Genomic DNA, 17857 nt, shown 5'->3' on the forward strand with positions numbered 1-17857 from the left:
CAATTTAATCGACGATGACGTCTGAAATGTCTGTCGCGACCGGCAGCGCAATCGCCAGCGGTTGACCCAGACGGGTTTTGCTTTCTGCTTCCAGGCTTTCAGCCAGTTTGACGCGGCCAGGTGCGAACAGATTGATGACGGTAGAGCCAAGCTTGAAGCGGCCCATTTCCTGGCCTTTCAACAGCACCACGGCGCTTTCATCATCCGCTGCCGGATAGTGCCAGCGCTTGATCACGCCTTCACGCGGTGGCGTGATGGTGCCAGCCCAGACGGTTTCGATGCTGCCGACAATGGTGGCACCCACCAGGATCTGCACCATCGGCCCGATATCGGTTTCGAAGTAGCAGATGACGCGCTCGTTACGGGCGAACAGGTTGGGAATATTACGCGCGGTCAGCGGGTTGACGGAGTAGAGGTCGCCAGGCACATAAATCATCTCACGCAGGATGCCGTTGCACGGCATATGGACGCGGTGATAATCACGGGGCGCCAGATAGGTGGTGACGAACTCGCCATCAACAAATTGGGATGCCATCCGCTCATCACCCGCCAGCAGGGCGTCGATGGTGTAGTGATGACCCTTAGCCTGGAAAATCTGATCGCCATCAATGTGGCCGAGCTGGCTGATAGCGCCATCCGCGGGCAGGGCGATGAGATTGGCATCGGCATCCACCGGACGCGCATCATCTTTCAGCGGACGAACGAAAAAGTCATTAAAGGTGCGATAGCTGGCGGTATCGGGCTTACGCGCTTCCGCCATGTCGACTTTGTAAAACCAGACAAAGATGTCAATGACCAGTTTGGTCAACCAACCACCGCGGCGACTGGCGCCCCAACCGGCAAGTTCAGTCAGCCATTTCTTCGGGAGAATATGATTCAAGCCGAGTTTTAAACGATCAAACACCTTAGCCTCCTGGCTATTTTATGACGTTGTAAAAAAGGGGGCGGATTGTAGCAGCGCCCCGTTCAGATGGCGACTATACCCGAATTCCGGCACGCTGCACGGTCTGGACGCGCGACTGGAATGCACCTCGCAAAATGCCCCGGCTTATCCGTTCAGACGCGGTTATACCGATTAACTTTCACCATCAGGGAAATTTTTACGCGTTTTTACCTGCGCCATGCTCTCCAGGATACGGTGGTAGTTATCAAAACGGGACCTGTTGATTTTGCCCTGTTCGACCGCTTCGCGAATGGCACAGCCGGGATCGCTGCCGTGTTTACAATCGCGGAATTTGCAATCGCCAAGGAATGCGCGGAATTCGACAAATCCGCGGGTAATTTGTTCCGGCTCAAGATGCCATAAACCGAACTCACGCACGCCAGGTGAATCGATCACATCGCCGCCGTCCGGGAAGTGATAAAGGCGCGATGCGGTGGTGGTGTGCTGGCCTAAGCCTGAGCCATCCGAAACCTCGTTAGTCAGAATAGCGACCTGCTCTTCTTTGTCGAAGCCGAGCAGGGCATTCAGCAGACTCGATTTGCCGACGCCAGACTGACCGGCAAAGATACTGATGCGGTCGGTCAGCGCCGCTTTCAGGTCGTCCATGCCGTTTTTCGCCCGGCTGGAGACCATCACCACGCGATAGCCAATATTGCGATAGATATCCATCTGCTTATCGACAAAGTCGCGCGCCTTGTCATCCAGCAGATCGGTTTTGTTCAGTACCAGCAACGGTTCAATATCCAGCGTTTCGCTGGCAACCAGATAGCGGTCGATGATGTTTAACGACAGTTCAGGCAGGATTGCGGAGACGACGATGATCTGGTCGATATTCGCCGCCATCGGCTTCACGCCGTCGTAAAAATCGGGGCGGGTTAATACGCTGGTGCGCTCATGCACCGCTTCAACAATACCTTTGTTGCCGCTGGTTGCCGGACGCCACAGCACCCGGTCGCCGGTGACCAGCGAACGAATGGTACGGCGGATATTGCAGCGGTGGGCGACGCCTGCGCTATCCTCAACATCAGCGTGCATGCCAAAACGGCTGACAACGACCCCATCTGCAGCTTCACCAAACAGGTTGTCATCCGCTTCCGGACGCTCTCTGCGTTGGTTGAGACGGCGATCGTGGTTAGCGCTTACGCGGCGTTGTTGGCCCTTCGACAGTTTATTTTTACTCACTCACCCTCACAGCGTTAGCCAGATTTCGCCCGGCTGGGCAAAACGTCTATGATACACCTTATTCATCGTAAATGACGACTACAGCAACCGCAGGAAACAGCATGGCTACTGGAAATGAACAGAATCTGATCTGGATTGATCTTGAGATGACCGGACTTGATCCGACGCACGATCGCATTATTGAAATTGCGACCCTGGTGACTGATGCCAACCTGAACATTCTGGCGGAAGGGCCGGTCATGGCCGTTCATCAGTCCGATGCGCAGCTGGCGCTGATGGATGAGTGGAATGTCCGCACTCATACCAACAGCGGTCTGGTTGCGCGGGTGAAGGAGAGTCAGATTGACGATCGCGCAGCAGAGCTGGCAACCATTGAGTTCCTGAAACAGTGGGTTCCGGCGAACACCTCGCCTATCTGCGGCAACAGCATCGGGCAGGATCGTCGTTTCCTGTTTAAGTACATGCCTGAGCTGGAAGCGTACTTCCACTATCGTTATCTGGATGTCAGTACCCTGAAAGAGCTGGCTCGTCGCTGGAAACCCGATATCCTTCCTGGCTTCAAAAAAGGGGGGACGCACCAGGCTCTGGATGATATCCGTGAGTCCGTGGCGGAGCTGGCGTACTACCGCGAACACTTTTTGCAGCTTTAATCGGCGACGGGTGCGCATGAAATCACCAGGTTGCTGATTTAATCAGCAAACGCGCTGAAAGCGAAAATTTTTGCTTTCAGACGCTTGCAGCAGCAACGATTTCTCGTATAATGCGCACCCCGTACCGGTGAAGAATTTATTAACGGTACAAGGCGCGGGAATAGCTCAGTTGGTAGAGCACGACCTTGCCAAGGTCGGGGTCGCGAGTTCGAGTCTCGTTTCCCGCTCCAGTTTTAAAATGTAAGCAGTACCCTCTTTGCGGGAATAGCTCAGTTGGTAGAGCACGACCTTGCCAAGGTCGGGGTCGCGAGTTCGAGTCTCGTTTCCCGCTCCAGTTTTATTTAGCAGTGCCCTTCTATGCGGGAATAGCTCAGTTGGTAGAGCACGACCTTGCCAAGGTCGGGGTCGCGAGTTCGAGTCTCGTTTCCCGCTCCAGATTTAACATCACCCTCATTTCAGTCCGTTAGCCGACTGTTTTACGTCGCGTGATTTTGATTGTTTCATGAAGGTTATCCACAGCACTGCACCCCATCATCTGCGCCTGTTACGGCGATCTGTAAATGGCTTTTGAACAGAGTTATCCACAACCTTGCAGGTTAACCGAAGCGATAGCCTCATTATTAAATAAACACAACTTTTATATAAGTTATTGATATTTATCATTATGAAAATATTTCAATTTGTTATTTAACAGCAAAATCAGCGTTGTTGCAGTTGAATGACAACAGCTTTTTATTTTTATTCACAGCATGTGGAAAACGATAATTCGCGATCAAGCTGTTCAATCACGCATCACGCGGTAAACCCTTCTCTACTGCACGAACCAGGCGCTTCTGCTGGGCAGGTTGCACTTCAACCACGAGTTGCTCGCGTTTCTGCTGCTGCTGCGTGATTGCCCACAGAATATGTTCATCCAGCAGGTCACTTTCACCGAGTCGTTGTTCCAGTACCTGAACGATTTCGGGCGACCAGGGCGCGTTACCCAGCGCCACTGCAATATTACGCAGCCAGCGTAAATGACCAACGCGGCGAATCGCTGAGCCTTCAGTGATGCGTAAAAACTTCGCTTCATCCCATTGAAACAGATCGATCAGCTCAGGGGCGTGTAGCGCCGCTCGCGGTGAAAAGTCGCTTTCGTCACTGAGTTGTCCATAGCGATTCCACGGACAGATCAGCTGGCAGTCATCACAGCCATATATCCGGTTGCCCATCAGCGGGCGAAATTCTTCCGGGATCGCGCCTTCCAGCTCAATGGTGAGATAGGAAATACAGCGCCTGGCATCCACGACGTAGGGCTCAACGATCGCGCTGGTGGGGCAGATCGTCATGCAGGCGACACAGCGGCCACACTGCTCCTGCTGCGGTGTATCTACCGGCAGCGGAATATCGATCAGCAGTTCGCCGAGGAAAAACCATGAGCCTGCTTCCCGATTCAGTATCAGCGAATGTTTGCCGGTCCAGCCGAGTCCCGCTTTGGCCGCCAGCGGCCGCTCAAGCAGCGGGGCCGAATCCACAAACGGGCGAAAATTAAGCTCGCCACAATGCTGCTGGATCATTTCTCCGAGCTTTTTCAGTCGATTGCGCAATACTTTGTGGTAATCACGACCTAATGCATAACGGCTGACATAGCCCAGCTGGGGATTTTTCAACGTGCTGGCAAAGGCAGCTTTGGCCGGAAGGTAGTTCATGCGAACGCTGATAACGCGCAGCGTGCCGGGCAGCAGTTCATGAGGACGCGCCCGCATCATGCCGTGTCGCGCCATCCACTCCATCTCGCCATGATACTGCTTATCCAGCCACGCCTGCAGGCGCGGCTCTTCCGCACTGAGATCGGTATCGGTGATGCCGACCTGCTGAAAGCCGAGATCCAATCCCCACTGTTTAATCTGTTGTGCGAATTGATGAAGATCGAGAGGGTATGACATGAGTAACCAGGATTCGAAGAAAAACAGCCGCAGTTTACCATATTCTGTCTGGCCTGCGCAGGCTGTGGCCCGGCTTGAGCAACAGGGGGCCGATGCGCTCGGCATTACGCTGTATGAGCTGATGCTGCGTGCCGGACAGGCCGCTTACGAGCATCTGACTGCGCACTGGCCAGAGGCCAGCCACTGGCTGATTCTGTGTGGCCACGGCAATAACGGTGGCGATGGTTATGTGCTGGCGCGACTGGGACAGGCGGCGGGCAAAACCGTTACGCTGCTGGCGTGCGAAAGTGAAAAAGTGTTGCCGGAAGAGGCGCAGCGTGCACGGGACGCGTGGCTGGATGCGGGCGGTGAAATTCATGCGGCCGATGCGGTCTGGCCAGAGCAGATCGATGTGATTGTGGATGCGCTGCTGGGAACCGGCAGTCATCGTGCGCCCGAAGAACCCTATGCCACGCTGATCCAGCAGGCGAACGCTCATGCGGCGCCGAAACTTGCCATTGATATGCCTTCCGGTTTATCAGCCCGCAATGGCACCGCGCCCGGTGAGGTAATTAATGCCAGCCATACGCTGAGTGTGGTTGCTCTTAAACCGGGCCAGATCACCGGCAAAGCGCGAGATTACATTGGAGAGCTTTACTATGCCGATCTCGGCCTGGCCGCTTTTCTGGCGGGCGAAGTGGCTCCCATTGCGCGTTATGATGCCAGCGCATTAACCCGCTGGCTCAAGCCGCGCAAACCAACCTCGCACAAGGGCAGTCACGGCCGGCTGCTGGTAGTGGGGGGCGATGCCGGTACCGCTGGCGCGGTACGGATGACGGCCGAAGCGGCGTTGCGCAGCGGTAGTGGGTTGGTGCGAGTACTTACTCACAAAGATAATATTATTCCGATCCTGACCGCCCGGCCCGAAATTATGGTCGATGAACTGACCGATGAGCGCCTGACGGAGGCGCTGGAGTGGGCCGATGTCATTGCGATAGGGCCCGGTCTGGGTCAGCGCGACTGGGGAAAGCGGGCGCTGAAGCGGGTAGCGAGCAGTGAAAAGCCGATGCTTTGGGACGCGGATGCACTTAACCTGCTGGCAATCAGTGCGGAGAAACGTCAGAATCGCATTATTACGCCGCATCCTGGAGAAGCGGCGCGTTTGCTGAATACCGAGACCAGTGAAATTGAGAGTGACCGCTTACATGCAGCGCAGACATTGGCGCAGCGTTATGGTGGTGTAGTGGTACTGAAAGGTGCCGGTACGCTGATTGCCAGCGAGCAAGGTGAAATGGCCTTTGCTGACGTGGGCAATGCCGGTATGGCCTCCGGCGGTATGGGCGATCTCCTGAGTGGAATCATCGCCTCGCTGGTGGGCCAGAAACTGACGCTGTTTGATGCGGCCTGCGCCGGCTGCGTTGCACATGGTGCCGCGGCCGATGCGGTCGCTGCGGAACGTGGTACGCGCGGTATGCTGGCAACTGATTTACTGGATCTGCTGTGGCAGTTTGTTAATCCTGAGATGAATAAAGAAGCATGAAGACCTGTGTTATCTCTTTGCCCGATGAGGCGGCTACGCTCAGTTTGGGCGCTCAGCTGGCGCGCGCCTGTGGCAGCGCGGCAGTGATTTATCTCTATGGCGATCTGGGGGCGGGTAAAACCACCTTCAGCCGCGGCTTTCTGCAGGCGCTGGGCCATCAGGGCAACGTCAAAAGCCCTACTTACACGCTGGTTGAGCCTTACACGCTGGACGACCGCACACTTTATCACTTCGACCTCTATCGTCTTGCCGATCCTGAAGAGCTTGAATTCATGGGCATCCGCGACTATTTCAGCGGCGATGCTATCTGCCTGGTTGAATGGCCGCAGCAGGGCGCCGGTTTTCTGCCGCCGCCCGATCTCACGCTAACGCTGCGTTACGTGGGTGAGGCGCGTGAAGCGGAACTGACGGCACAATCCTCGTCGGGCCAGCAATGGCTTGAACAATTTGGTCAGGGCAGGGATCAGGCATGATGTCACGGATGAAAATAGCGCTGGTGACACTGTTGCTGCTGGTCTGTACACCCCTGTTTGCCGCCACCCTATCGGATATCAAAGTCGCTAATGGCGACAGCCAGGCAACCATCACCCTGAACTTTGCCGGACAGCCTGTCTATGGCTTCTTCCCGCTGCGCAATCCTGACCGTGTGGTGCTTGATGTGCGCCAGAGCGGCGTGGTTCAGGGGCTGCCGTTAAATTTCAGCGGCGAAAACATCGTAAAGCGAATTCGCACCAGCACCCCGAAAGATAAACAGAGCGTGCGGCTGGTGTTTGAGCTGACGCAGGCGGGTAAAACCCGGGCGGTCACCCAGCGCAATGGCAACAGCTACAGCGTGGTCTTCACCATTACCGGTAAGCCACCTGCTGTTACGCGCAGTGTGCCTGCGCCGGTAACGGCCCCGACGCGCGTGCCCACCCAGAGTGCCGCAGCGGCTAACCCCTTTAATTCGAATCCGGTGACGTCCGTGACCAGCACAGCCAGCACCGTGAGTCCTGGCCGGGCCGTCAGCCAGAATGATACCGTGATTGTGGCGATTGATGCCGGACATGGCGGTCAGGATCCCGGCGCTATCGGGCAGCGCGGACTGAAAGAGAAGAACGTCACAATCGCAATTGCACGTAAACTGCGGGTGTTGCTGAATAACGATCCGATGTTTAAAGGCGTCCTGACGCGTGATGGCGACTATTTTATCTCGGTTATGGGCCGCTCCGACGTGGCGCGTAAAGCCAACGCCAACGTGCTGGTTTCAATTCATGCTGACGCCGCGCCGAGCCATGCGGCGACCGGTGCATCGGTCTGGGTATTATCAAACCGCCGGGCCAATAACGAGATGGCTAACTGGCTGGAGCAGAAAGAGAAACAGTCTGAGCTGCTGGGCGGCGCAGGTGACCTGCTGGCTAACAGTCAGGCCGACCCCTACCTCAGCCAGGCGGTACTTGACCTGCAATTCGGTCACTCGCAGCGGGTCGGTTATGACATCGCCCAGAAAGTGTTGCAGCAGATGCGCAGCGTGACGTCGCTGCATAAACGTCTGCCTGAGCATGCCAGTCTTGGCGTGCTGCGTTCACCCGATATTCCTTCTTTGCTGGTGGAAACCGGCTTTATCAGTAATTCCTCGGAGGAGCGACTGCTTGGCAGTAGCGCACACCAGGATAAGATTGCGCAGTCGATCTATAAAGGTCTGCGCACTTATTTCCTGGCGCACCCGCTGCAATCCATCCCAAAGGAGGAAAACCGGCCGCTGGGCTCGTCGCCAGCGGTTAACGTCGCCAGCAACCCGGCGACCGGGGTGACGCAATATACCGGCGTAACTCAGCGCCATACGGTAACGCGCGGTGAGACACTTTCCGGGATTGCCGCGAAGTATGGCGTCAGCATGTCGACCCTGCGTGAAATGAACACCCTGAAGCGGGATGTGGTATGGGTCGGACAGCGGTTGAAAGTGCCGGCCAGTGCGGCCGCCAGCCGCACCACGCGCGCCACGCCACGCGGCATTGTGCGTCATAAAGTGGTTGTGGGGGATTCACTGACCGGCATTGCCGCACATTATGGCGTCAGCCCGAAAGCGATAATGCAGACCAATAATCTGAAATCGACCAACGTCATGTTGGGGCAGAACCTGAAAATCCCTGCATCCTGATTGTTTGCCCGGCCGCTGCGCCGGGCGGCCAGCTAAAAGGAAAACCATGCCGATACAAATTTTACCGCCCCAACTGGCAAACCAGATTGCGGCGGGTGAAGTGGTTGAACGTCCTGCATCGGTTGTAAAAGAGCTGGTGGAGAACAGCCTGGATGCTGGTGCAACGCGCATTGACGTTGATATTGAAAAGGGGGGCGCAAAGCTTATCCGCATTCGTGACAACGGCTGCGGCATCGTGAAAAGCGAGCTGTCGATGGCGCTGGCCCGACACGCCACCAGTAAAATCGCCTCACTGGATGATCTGGAAGCGATCATGAGCCTGGGTTTTCGCGGTGAAGCGCTCGCCAGTATCAGTTCTGTCTCCCGCCTGACCTTAACCTCACGTACCGCCGATCAAACCGAAGCCTGGCAGGCCTATGCGGAAGGGCGTGATATGACGGTAACGGTTAAACCGGCTGCGCATCCCTGTGGGACTACGCTCGAAGTGCTGGATCTGTTTTATAACACCCCGGCACGCCGCAAATTTATGCGCACAGAGAAAACCGAGTTCGGTCATATCGACGAAGTGATCCGTCGTATTGCACTGGCGCGTTTTGATGTCGCGCTTTCACTGAGCCACAACGGCAAAATGATGCGTCAGTATCGGGCCGTCAGCGAGGAGAGCCAGCGCGAACGGCGACTGGCGGCTATCTGCGGCACCACGTTTATTCAGCATGCGCTGCGAATTGACTGGCAGCATGATGATCTCTCGCTGCGCGGCTGGGTCGCCGATCCCGCCGGTTCGCGCCAGGTCACCGAGTTACAATATTGCTACGTCAATGGCCGGATGATGCGCGACAAGCTGATTAATCACGCTATTCGCCAGGCTTTCCAGACCCAGCTCCAGGATGACCAGCAGCCCGCTTACGTGCTCTATCTGGAGATCGATCCGCATCAGGTGGATGTCAACGTTCACCCGGCCAAGCATGAAGTGCGTTTTCATCAGTCACGCCTGGTGCATGATTTTATTTATCAGGGCGTGGTCAGCGCGTTACAGGCGATAGCGTCACCCATTTTGCCTGCGCTGCAGGCAGAAGAAGCCGCACCGCGCTGGCAGCCGGAAAACCGTCAGGCGGCGGGGGGGAATCATTTTGCGCAGCCTGCAGCGCCCGCCAGCGAGAATCAATCTTCAGCCTCCACGCGGCAAACACCGCCCGCAGCGGCGCCGGCCTGGCAAAACAAAGAGAACGTGTATCGTCAGCGTGAAGGCGCGGTTTATCAGCAGTTGCTGAAAACGCCTGTCAGCGCCACGCCGCCGCCAAAAAACCGTGAACCGGCACCGCGTCCGGCCGAAAAACCCTCGCCGCTGGCCGCGCATGCCCAGAGCTTTGGCCGGGTACTGACTGTGTTGCAAAACCACTATGCGCTGCTGGAGCAGGATCAGAAGTTAATGCTGATGGCGCTGCCGGTCGCGGCGCGCTGGCTGAAACAGGCGCAGCTTGAACCGGGTGAGGAAGGGCTTAAACCGCAACCCCTGCTGATTCCGGTGCGGCTCAAAATCGCCCTGGATGAACGGCAGGCCGCAAAAGAAAAGAGCAGCCTGCTCAATCAGATGGGTATTGATCTTCAGCCCGAAGGTGACCACGTGACCTTACGCGCGGTGCCTTTACCGTTACGAACACAAAATTTACAAATCTTGATTCCTGAGCTGTTAGGCTATCTCGCCCGGCAGCAGGAGATCTCTGCGACGCAACTGGCCCAGTGGCTGGCGCGGCGTCAGGATACAGAGTCCTCCGACTGGAATCACTCACAGGCGATCAACCTGCTGGCAGAGCTTGAACGGCTTTGCCCACAGCTACTGAAATCGCCGCCTTCAGGCTTATTACAGCCCATAGAGATTGAGAGCGCGATCAACGCGTTGAAGCATGAGTGAATTAAACCAGGCTGGCCGGCCAAAGGCTATTTTTTTGATGGGACCCACGGCTTCTGGCAAGACTGCTTTAGCAATTGAATTGCGTAAGCGGTTACCAGTGGAACTAATCAGCGTAGACTCTGCCTTAATCTATCGTCAGATGGATATTGGTACGGCGAAACCGTCGGCTGAGGAGTTAGCAGTGGCACCCCATCGTCTGCTCGACATTCGCGATCCCGCTGAAGCCTATTCGGCAGCGGAGTTCCGGCGGGATGCTTTAGCAGAAATGGCGGATATCGTTGAAGCCGGACGAATACCGTTGCTTGTTGGTGGAACCATGCTCTACTTCAAGGCGTTACTTGAAGGATTGTCGCCGTTGCCCTCGGCCGATCCCGACGTTCGTCAGCGGATAGAGCAAACGGCGCGTGAAAAAGGCTGGGAAGCTTTACACCGCCAGCTGTGTGAAATCGACCCGGTTGCCGGCAGTCGTATTCATCCGAATGATCCGCAGAGACTTTCGCGAGCACTGGAAGTTTTTTTTATTTCGGGTAAAACTTTAACGGAACTGACAAAAACATCCGGTGAAGCGTTACCCTACGACGTGCAACAGTTTGCCATCGCCCCCGCGAGCCGTGAATTGCTGCACCAGCGCATCGCGTTGCGTTTTGAGCAGATGTTGGCGTCAGGATTTGAAGCGGAGTCTCGGGCCCTTTTTGCACGAGGTGATTTGCATACGGACATGCCTTCCATTCGTTGTGTTGGCTATCGTCAGATGTGGTCTTATTTATCGGGCGAAATCGATTACAGCGAGATGGTTTATCGGGGAATTTGCGCAACCCGGCAGCTTGCTAAGCGACAGATGACCTGGTTACGCGGTTGGGAAAATGTTCACTGGCTTGACAGTGACGAGCCCCGGCTGGCGCGTGATACAGTGTTACAGGTTCTTAGTGCGAAGCATGGGTGATTGTGTACAATTGATGGGTTATCGTGCGCAAATTTTTACGCAGTTTTTTCAGAACCATAGGTTCTACTTGCAACAAACAACAAGCATATAAGGAAAAGATAGAATGGCTAAGGGGCAATCATTACAAGACCCGTTTTTGAACGCACTGCGTCGTGAACGTGTTCCGGTTTCGATTTATCTGGTTAACGGTATTAAGTTGCAGGGTCAGATTGAGTCATTTGATCAGTTCGTCATTTTGTTGAAAAACACGGTGAGTCAGATGGTGTATAAGCACGCCATTTCTACCGTTGTTCCTTCACGCCCGGTTTCTCACCATAGCAATAATACCGGTGGCGGCAGCAACAATTACCATCATGGCGGCAGCAACACAACTGCGCAGCCACAGCCACAACAAGACGGTGATAACGCAGAATAACGCGTCACCGTACAGCCAGGAACGGAGAACAGCGATTTTCCGTCCTGGTCTTTTATTTAGCGAGGTTATAGCTTGTTTGACCGTTATGAAGCCGGTGAGCAGGCCGTACTGGTACACATCTGGTTCTCCCAAGACAAAGAAGTAGAAGATTTGCAGGAGTTTGAAACCCTGGTCTCTTCTGCTGGCGTTGAGGCGCTGCAAGTGGTTACTGGCAGCCGCAAAGCGCCACATCCCAAGTATTTTGTCGGTGAAGGAAAGGCCGTTGAAATTGCCGATGCGGTAAAAACAACAGGAGCATCGGTCGTATTATTCGATCATGCCCTTACGCCCGCTCAGGAAAGAAACCTCGAGCGCCTGTGCGAATGCCGGGTCATTGATCGCACCGGTTTAATTCTGGATATCTTTGCCCAACGCGCACGTACCCACGAAGGTAAATTGCAGGTTGAGCTGGCACAGCTGCGCCATCTTGCGACACGTCTGGTGCGCGGCTGGACCCACCTTGAACGCCAGAAAGGCGGGATTGGTTTACGTGGCCCGGGTGAAACGCAGTTAGAAACGGACCGCCGACTGCTGCGCGGCCGTATCAGTCAGATTTTGTCTCGTCTTGAGCGAGTTGAAAAACAGCGTGAGCAGGGACGTCAGTCACGAGCCAAAGCGGATGTGCCAACGGTTTCGCTGGTGGGTTACACCAACGCCGGCAAGTCGACCCTCTTTAACGCCATGACCTCCGCCAACGTCTTTGCCGCAGACCAGCTGTTTGCGACGCTCGACCCTACACTGCGCCGTCTGAATGTTGCTGATGTCGGGGACGTGGTACTGGCGGACACGGTAGGCTTTATTCGCCATCTTCCTCACGATCTGGTTGCCGCTTTTAAAGCCACGCTGCAGGAGACACGTCAGGCGACGCTGTTAATGCACGTGATTGATGGGGCTGACCTTCGCGTCACGGAAAATATCGCCGCCGTCGATGCCGTACTGGAAGAAATTGAAGCGGACGAAATCCCGACGTTACTGGTGATGAATAAAATCGATATGCTCGACGGATTTGAACCGCGTATCGATCGTAACGAAGAGAACCTGCCAATCCGCGTCTGGCTTTCCGCCCAGACAGGCGCAGGCATTCCGTTGCTATGGCAGGCGCTGTCTGAGCGTCTGGCGGGTGAAATAGCCCAGCACGCATTACGTCTGCCACCGGAAGCGGGGCGACTTCGCAGCCGTTTCTATCAGCTGCAGGCGATTGAGAAAGAGTGGAATGAAGAAGACGGCAGTGTAGGATTGCAGATTCGTATGCCCATTATTGAGTGGATGCGTTTATGTAAGCAGGAACCGTCGCTGACCAGTTACATTGTTTGATATTGCCCAAACGCATTTACCTTAAAAATTGAAGATTGTCGCACTTTCTTTGCAGACCCGAATACGCTGGCGTTACCCGAGTATTTTGGATTTCAGCAAGGCGGCAACTGAGTGAATCCCCGGGAGCTTACGCAGGTAAGTGACCGGGGTGAGCGAAGGCAGCCAACACCGCTGCAATCCGAAAGCTGAAGGGTAAAAATCGTAATTACAATAAATGGAGTAGAAACATGGCGTGGAATCAGCCCGGAAATAACGGACAGGACCGCGACCCGTGGGGAAGCAGCAATAATCAAGGCGGCAACTCTGGGGGGAATAAGGGAGGACGGGAATCCGGGCCTCCTGATCTGGATGATATCTTCCGTAAGCTGAGCAAGAAGCTTGGTGGACTGGGCGGTGGCAAACAGAACGACAACGGTCAGCGCGGCTCCGGCAGCGGTGGCAAAATTGTTGGTATCGTGGCTGTTGCTGCTGTAGTCATCTGGGCTGCAAGCGGTTTCTACACCATCAAAGAAGCGGAACGTGGCGTGGTGACGCGCTTCGGTAAATTCAGCCATCTGGTCGAACCCGGCCTGAACTGGAAGCCGACATTCGTTGATCAGGTGCGTGCGGTTAACGTTGAATCGGTGCGCGAACTGGCTGCTTCTGGCGTCATGCTGACTTCGGATGAGAACGTGGTGCGCGTGGAGATGAACGTGCAGTACCGCGTGACCGATCCGGAACGTTATCTTTATGCTGTGACCAGCGCGGACGACAGCCTGCGTCAGGCTACCGACAGCGCACTGCGCGGCGTGATTGGTCGCTCTACCATGGACCGCATCCTGACCGAAGGTCGTACTGTGGTGCGTAGCGATACCCAGCGTGAAATCGACGAGACGATTCGCCCTTATAACATGGGGATCGCGGTGCTGGACGTCAACTTCCAGGCTGCACGTCCGCCGGAAGAGGTGAAGTCTGCATTTGACGACGCGATTGCCGCACGCGAAAACCGCGAGCAGTATGTTCGCGAAGCCGAAGCTTACGCCAACGAAGTTCAGCCTCGTGCTAACGGCCAGGCGCAACGTATTCTGGAAGAGGCACGCGCTTACAAAGAGCGTACCGTTCTGGAAGCGCAGGGTGAGGTGGCGCGTTTCGCCAAGATCCTGCCTGAGTATAAAGCTGCACCCGAAATCACCAAAGAGCGCCTCTATATCGAGACCATGGAACGTGTGCTGAGCCATACCCGCAAAGTACTGGTTAACGATCGGAGTAATAACCTGATGGTGCTGCCGCTGGATCAACTGATGCGTGGCGGTCAGACTTCATCGGGCCAGAATGGTCAGAAAGGCGCGAATGGTTCTTCGCTGCCTGCGCGCTCCGATAGCAGTGCCAGCCGCAATGAAACGTCGTCATACAGTCCGGACAACATCATGGATCAGCGTCGGGCAAATGCTCAGCGCAGCGACAGCCAGCGCGAAGGGAGAGAGTAATCGATGCGTAAGCCAATAGTATTTTTAATCATTGTCGTGCTGGTGGCGCTCTATGCGTCCCTGTTTGTGGTGCAGGAAGGGCAGCGAGGCATTGTTCTGCGCTTCGGTAAAGTCCTGCGCGACGGCGAAAACAAGCCGCAGGTGTTTGAGCCGGGTCTGCATTTCAAGATTCCATTCCTGGAAACGGTTAAAACGCTGGATGCGCGTATCCAGACCATGGATAACCAGGCCGATCGCTTCGTCACCAAAGAGAAGAAAGATCTGATCGTGGACTCCTACATCAAGTGGCGTATCAGCGACTTCAGTCGCTACTACCTGGCCACCGGTGGCGGTGATGTCTCTCAGGCGGAAGTGCTGCTGAAACGTAAGTTCAGTGACCGCTTGCGTTCTGAGATGGGTCGTCTGGATGTGAAAGATATCGTAACGGACTCTCGTGGTCGTCTGACCACCGATGTGCGTGACGCGCTGAATACCGGCTCTGCAGGCAACGATGATGAAATCGCAACCCCTGCGGCTGATGACGCGATTGCCAGTGCAGCGGCCCGTGTCGAGCGTGAAACCAACAGCAGCGAGCCAGCACCAAACCCGAACAGTATGGCGGCGTTAGGTATTCAGGTGGTGGATGTTCGCATCAAGCAGATCAACCTGCCGACTGAAGTGTCTGATGCGATCTTCAACCGTATGCGTGCTGAGCGTGAAGCGGTAGCGCGTAGCCAGCGTTCACAGGGTCAGGAAGAGGCGGAAAAACTGCGCGCCCAGGCCGATTACCAGGTCACCCGTACTCTGGCTGAAGCCCAGCGTGAAGCGCTGATTACACGCGGTGACGGTGATGCGGAAACGGCGCGGTTGTTTGCCGATTCGTTCAGCAAAGATCCTGACTTCTACGCCTTTATTCGTAGCCTGCGTGCCTATGAAAACAGCTTCAATAGCGATCAGGATGTGATGGTGTTAAGCCCGGATAGCGACTTCTTCCGATATATGAAGGCGCCCTCTAACGCGACACGCTAAGAACTGATATAACCTGTGGGCCGACAATGTTGTCGGCCCTTTTTTTTGGGTATCAGAATGAAAACAAGCATCTGGATGGCGCTGGCGCTGGTGTTAGTGCTGGAAGGGTTGGGACCGATGTTTATGCCGCGCGCCTGGCGACGCATGATCCTGACGATGACGCGATTGCCCGATCGTCTGCTGCACCGCTTTGGTGGAGGACTGGTCGTTGCTGGTATGGTGATTTACTGCATGCTCAGCCTGCACGGCAACCTCTGAGGCTCACGTTCAGACCGGCTAAATTGTGCCTTTCAACGCTATTATCCCCAACATGTTGTAGTGATCAAAACTCAGGCAAAAAAGCGCGCAATCGTATGCTAAAAGTGCTGAAAACCACGGGATCAGATGGTAGAATCCTTTTTTAAGCAATCGGTGATTTTGAGAAATGGGTAAGAACGTCGTCGTACTGGGCACCCAATGGGGTGACGAAGGTAAAGGTAAGATTGTAGACCTTCTGACTGAGCGCGCGAATTACGTTGTGCGTTATCAAGGCGGCCACAATGCGGGCCACACGCTTGTCATCAACGGTGAAAAAACCGTCCTCCACCTGATCCCTTCTGGCATTCTGCGCGATAACGTCACCAGCATCATTGGTAACGGCGTAGTGCTCTCTCCTGAAGCCTTAATGAAAGAGATGAAAGGCCTGGAAGCGCGCGGGATTCCGGTACGTGAACGTCTGCTGATTTCTGAAGCCTGTCCGCTGATCCTGCAATATCATGTTGCGATGGATATGGCGCGTGAACGTGCTCGTGGCGCCAAAGCGATTGGTACCACGGGGCGTGGCATCGGACCGGCTTATGAAGATAAAGTCGCTCGCCGTGCCCTGCGCGTCAGCGACCTGTTTAACAAAGAAACCTTTGCTGCCAAGCTGAAAGAAGTGGTCGATTTCTACAACTTCCAGCTGGTGGAGTACTACAAAGAGCCGGCAGTCGACTTCGATAAAGTGCTGAGTGATGTGATGGAAGTCGCTGACATCATCACTGGCATGGTCGTTGACGTATCTGAACTGCTGGACGTCGCGCGTAAGCGTGGCGATCTGATTATGTTTGAAGGTGCGCAGGGTACGCTGCTGGATATCGATCACGGTACCTATCCGTACGTGACCTCATCCAACACCACCGCAGGTGGCGTAGCGACCGGTTCAGGCATTGGCCCGCGTTATGTCGACTACGTGCTGGGTATTGTGAAAGCTTACTCAACCCGCGTTGGCGCAGGCCCGTTCCCGACCGAGCTGTTCGATGAAACCGGCGAATTCCTCTGTGCGCAGGGTAATGAGTTTGGCGCGACCACCGGTCGTCGTCGTCGTACCGGCTGGCTGGATGCGGTAGCGGTTCGCCGCGCGGTCCAGATCAACTCCCTGTCAGGTTTCTGCATGACCAAGCTGGACGTGCTGGATGGCCTGAAAGAGGTGAAGATCTGTGTGGCTTATCGTATGCCTGATGGCCGCGAAGTGACCACCACGCCACTGGCGGCAGAGAACTGGGAAGGCATTGAGCCGATCTACGAAACCCTGCCAGGCTGGAGCGAGACAACGTTTGGCGTCAAGACGCTGGAAGGTTTGCCTCAGGCTGCGCGTGACTACATCAAGCGTGTGGAAGAGGTAACGGGTGTGCCGATTGATATCATCTCAACCGGCCCTGATCGTAGTGAAACAATGATTCTGCGCGACCCGTTCGACGCGTAATCATTCAGGCCGGACGCTGTCCGGCCCTTGTTTTTCCATTCTTTGATGCCACTTAACCTCCCTTCGCTTGTCAAACCTTCTGCTGGCTTAAAAAAGCGCACGGCCAGACAGACTCTGGTTTATCATCGTAGCTAATCGAATGGCGATCCGATTTAATCCTGGCATCAATCACAGGGCGGATAAGGTCACGCCGCGCCTGAAGGTTCACTGAGGTTACTGTGCAGCTCACGAGTTTTACTGATTATGGCTTACGGGCACTGATTTATCTGGCATCGTTGCCGGAAGGTCAGCAGACCAATATTACGGAAGTGACGAACACTTATGGTTTGTCCCGTAATCATATGGTCAAAATTATCAATCAGCTGAGCCGGGCGGGCTATGTCGCCGCAACGCGTGGTAAAAACGGGGGCATTCGTCTGGGTATGCCAGCTCGTCAGATTGTCATTGGCGATGTGGTACGTAAGATGGAACCACTACAATTAGTGGATTGCGCGTCCTGTTCCATCACGCCAGCCTGTCGTCTGAAGCAGGCGCTACATGATGCGGTGCAGCGATTTTTGCAGGAGCTGGATAGCTATACGTTGGCAGATCTGGTCGAAGGAAATACACCACTTTATGAGATCATCTTGTCCAGATCGCCGGTGGAAATAAATATTAAATGACATCGGAGGAACCGCT

16 protein-coding genes and 3 tRNA genes are annotated in these 17857 nt (G+C 55.1%); 16 read left to right on the forward strand and 3 right to left on the reverse strand.

All coding sequences use genetic code 11. From position 1 onward, the window contains the following. Positions 1–4: 4 nt before the first annotated feature. Together asd and rsgA are read right to left on the reverse strand one after the other, a co-directional pair. A complete protein-coding gene (gene asd, locus ACX8ZY_RS02490; protein WP_264367232.1) occupies positions 5–904 on the reverse strand; it encodes an archaetidylserine decarboxylase in 900 nt (299 codons plus the stop codon). Positions 905–1075: 171 nt separating this feature from the next. Continuing rightward, a complete protein-coding gene (gene rsgA, locus ACX8ZY_RS02495) occupies positions 1076–2125 on the reverse strand; it encodes a small ribosomal subunit biogenesis GTPase RsgA (protein ID WP_425021256.1) in 1050 nt (349 codons plus the stop codon). 101 nt (positions 2126–2226) lie between these two features. Between rsgA and orn the strand changes: the two genes are divergently transcribed. The 4 genes from orn (at position 2227) to ACX8ZY_RS02515 (ending at position 3210) form a co-directional block, all read left to right on the forward strand. Then, a complete protein-coding gene (gene orn, locus ACX8ZY_RS02500) occupies positions 2227–2775 on the forward strand; it encodes an oligoribonuclease (protein ID WP_010256094.1) in 549 nt (182 codons plus the stop codon). A gap of 154 nt (positions 2776–2929) precedes the next feature. After that, a tRNA-Gly gene (locus ACX8ZY_RS02505) sits at positions 2930–3005 on the forward strand. Positions 3006–3033: 28 nt separating this feature from the next. After that, positions 3034–3109: transfer RNA gene (locus tag ACX8ZY_RS02510), tRNA-Gly, on the forward strand. 25 nt (positions 3110–3134) lie between these two features. Next, positions 3135–3210 (forward strand) — tRNA-Gly (locus ACX8ZY_RS02515). Positions 3211–3560: 350 nt separating this feature from the next. Here ACX8ZY_RS02515 and queG read toward each other — a convergent pair. Next, positions 3561–4700 carry a tRNA epoxyqueuosine(34) reductase QueG gene (queG, locus tag ACX8ZY_RS02520; protein WP_421665200.1) on the reverse strand — a complete coding sequence of 380 codons (1140 nt, stop codon included), beginning with the start codon at positions 4698–4700 and terminating at the stop codon, positions 3561–3563. Between queG and nnr the strand changes: the two genes are divergently transcribed. The 12 genes from nnr (at position 4699) to nsrR (ending at position 17841) form a co-directional block, all read left to right on the forward strand. After that, the gene (gene nnr / locus ACX8ZY_RS02525) at positions 4699–6219 is read left to right on the forward strand and encodes a bifunctional ADP-dependent NAD(P)H-hydrate dehydratase/NAD(P)H-hydrate epimerase (RefSeq protein WP_421665201.1); all 1521 of its coding nucleotides are present in this window, start codon (positions 4699–4701) and stop codon (positions 6217–6219) included. The genes queG and nnr overlap by 2 nt on opposite strands. After that, positions 6216–6692, forward strand: a complete 477-nt coding sequence (gene tsaE / locus ACX8ZY_RS02530) for a tRNA (adenosine(37)-N6)-threonylcarbamoyltransferase complex ATPase subunit type 1 TsaE (RefSeq protein ID WP_010256103.1) — start codon at positions 6216–6218, stop codon at positions 6690–6692. The genes nnr and tsaE overlap by 4 nt, the downstream gene beginning before the upstream one ends. Beyond that, positions 6689–8359 carry an N-acetylmuramoyl-L-alanine amidase AmiB gene (amiB, locus tag ACX8ZY_RS02535; protein WP_022623938.1) on the forward strand — a complete coding sequence of 557 codons (1671 nt, stop codon included), beginning with the start codon at positions 6689–6691 and terminating at the stop codon, positions 8357–8359. The genes tsaE and amiB overlap by 4 nt, the downstream gene beginning before the upstream one ends. A gap of 46 nt (positions 8360–8405) precedes the next feature. Beyond that, a complete protein-coding gene (mutL, locus tag ACX8ZY_RS02540; RefSeq protein ID WP_010699808.1) occupies positions 8406–10271 on the forward strand; it encodes a DNA mismatch repair endonuclease MutL in 1866 nt (621 codons plus the stop codon). Next, the gene (miaA, locus tag ACX8ZY_RS02545; protein ID WP_010256112.1) at positions 10264–11214 is read left to right on the forward strand and encodes a tRNA (adenosine(37)-N6)-dimethylallyltransferase MiaA; all 951 of its coding nucleotides are present in this window, start codon (positions 10264–10266) and stop codon (positions 11212–11214) included. Before mutL ends, miaA begins: the two co-directional genes overlap by 8 nt. A 103-nt stretch (positions 11215–11317) precedes the next feature. Next, entirely contained in the window at positions 11318–11629 is a 312-nt protein-coding gene (hfq, locus tag ACX8ZY_RS02550) for an RNA chaperone Hfq (protein ID WP_010256116.1), read from the forward strand. A 72-nt stretch (positions 11630–11701) separates the two neighbouring features. Further along, the gene (hflX, locus tag ACX8ZY_RS02555; protein WP_010256119.1) at positions 11702–12982 is read left to right on the forward strand and encodes a ribosome rescue GTPase HflX; all 1281 of its coding nucleotides are present in this window, start codon (positions 11702–11704) and stop codon (positions 12980–12982) included. A 227-nt stretch (positions 12983–13209) separates the two neighbouring features. Next, a complete protein-coding gene (gene hflK, locus ACX8ZY_RS02560; protein ID WP_033769798.1) occupies positions 13210–14448 on the forward strand; it encodes an FtsH protease activity modulator HflK in 1239 nt (412 codons plus the stop codon). A gap of 3 nt (positions 14449–14451) precedes the next feature. Continuing rightward, positions 14452–15456, forward strand: a complete 1005-nt coding sequence (gene hflC, locus ACX8ZY_RS02565) for a protease modulator HflC (RefSeq protein ID WP_010256123.1) — start codon at positions 14452–14454, stop codon at positions 15454–15456. 57 nt (positions 15457–15513) lie between these two features. After that, positions 15514–15714: a DUF2065 domain-containing protein gene (locus ACX8ZY_RS02570; protein WP_010256126.1), complete on the forward strand. Its 201-nt coding sequence runs from the start codon at positions 15514–15516 to the stop codon at positions 15712–15714. A gap of 166 nt (positions 15715–15880) precedes the next feature. After that, complete coding sequence (locus ACX8ZY_RS02575) at positions 15881–17179, forward strand: adenylosuccinate synthase (RefSeq protein ID WP_010256129.1); 1299 nt, start codon at positions 15881–15883, stop codon at positions 17177–17179. A 218-nt stretch (positions 17180–17397) separates the two neighbouring features. Further along, the gene (nsrR, locus tag ACX8ZY_RS02580; protein WP_010256130.1) at positions 17398–17841 is read left to right on the forward strand and encodes a nitric oxide-sensing transcriptional repressor NsrR; all 444 of its coding nucleotides are present in this window, start codon (positions 17398–17400) and stop codon (positions 17839–17841) included. Positions 17842–17857 lie beyond the last annotated feature (16 nt).

The organism is Pantoea sp. XAF26B01_ASV70 (assembly GCF_054512635.1).

Bases quoted from the DNA above. Each gene is read 5' to 3' on its own strand.
- orn (WP_010256094.1), top strand. From the start codon at position 2,227: ATGGCTACTGGAAATGAACAGAATCTGATCTGGATTGATCTTGAGATG.
- nnr (WP_421665201.1), top strand. From the start codon at position 4,699: ATGAGTAACCAGGATTCGAAGAAAAACAGCCGCAGTTTACCATATTCT.
- queG (WP_421665200.1), bottom strand. From the start codon at position 4,700: ATGTCATACCCTCTCGATCTTCATCAATTCGCACAACAGATTAAACAG.
- tsaE (WP_010256103.1), top strand. From the start codon at position 6,216: ATGAAGACCTGTGTTATCTCTTTGCCCGATGAGGCGGCTACGCTCAGT.
- amiB (WP_022623938.1), top strand. From the start codon at position 6,689: ATGATGTCACGGATGAAAATAGCGCTGGTGACACTGTTGCTGCTGGTC.
- mutL (WP_010699808.1), top strand. From the start codon at position 8,406: ATGCCGATACAAATTTTACCGCCCCAACTGGCAAACCAGATTGCGGCG.
- miaA (WP_010256112.1), top strand. From the start codon at position 10,264: ATGAGTGAATTAAACCAGGCTGGCCGGCCAAAGGCTATTTTTTTGATG.
- hfq (WP_010256116.1), top strand. From the start codon at position 11,318: ATGGCTAAGGGGCAATCATTACAAGACCCGTTTTTGAACGCACTGCGT.
- hflK (WP_033769798.1), top strand. From the start codon at position 13,210: ATGGCGTGGAATCAGCCCGGAAATAACGGACAGGACCGCGACCCGTGG.
- hflC (WP_010256123.1), top strand. From the start codon at position 14,452: ATGCGTAAGCCAATAGTATTTTTAATCATTGTCGTGCTGGTGGCGCTC.
- ACX8ZY_RS02570 (WP_010256126.1), top strand. From the start codon at position 15,514: ATGAAAACAAGCATCTGGATGGCGCTGGCGCTGGTGTTAGTGCTGGAA.
- ACX8ZY_RS02575 (WP_010256129.1), top strand. From the start codon at position 15,881: ATGGGTAAGAACGTCGTCGTACTGGGCACCCAATGGGGTGACGAAGGT.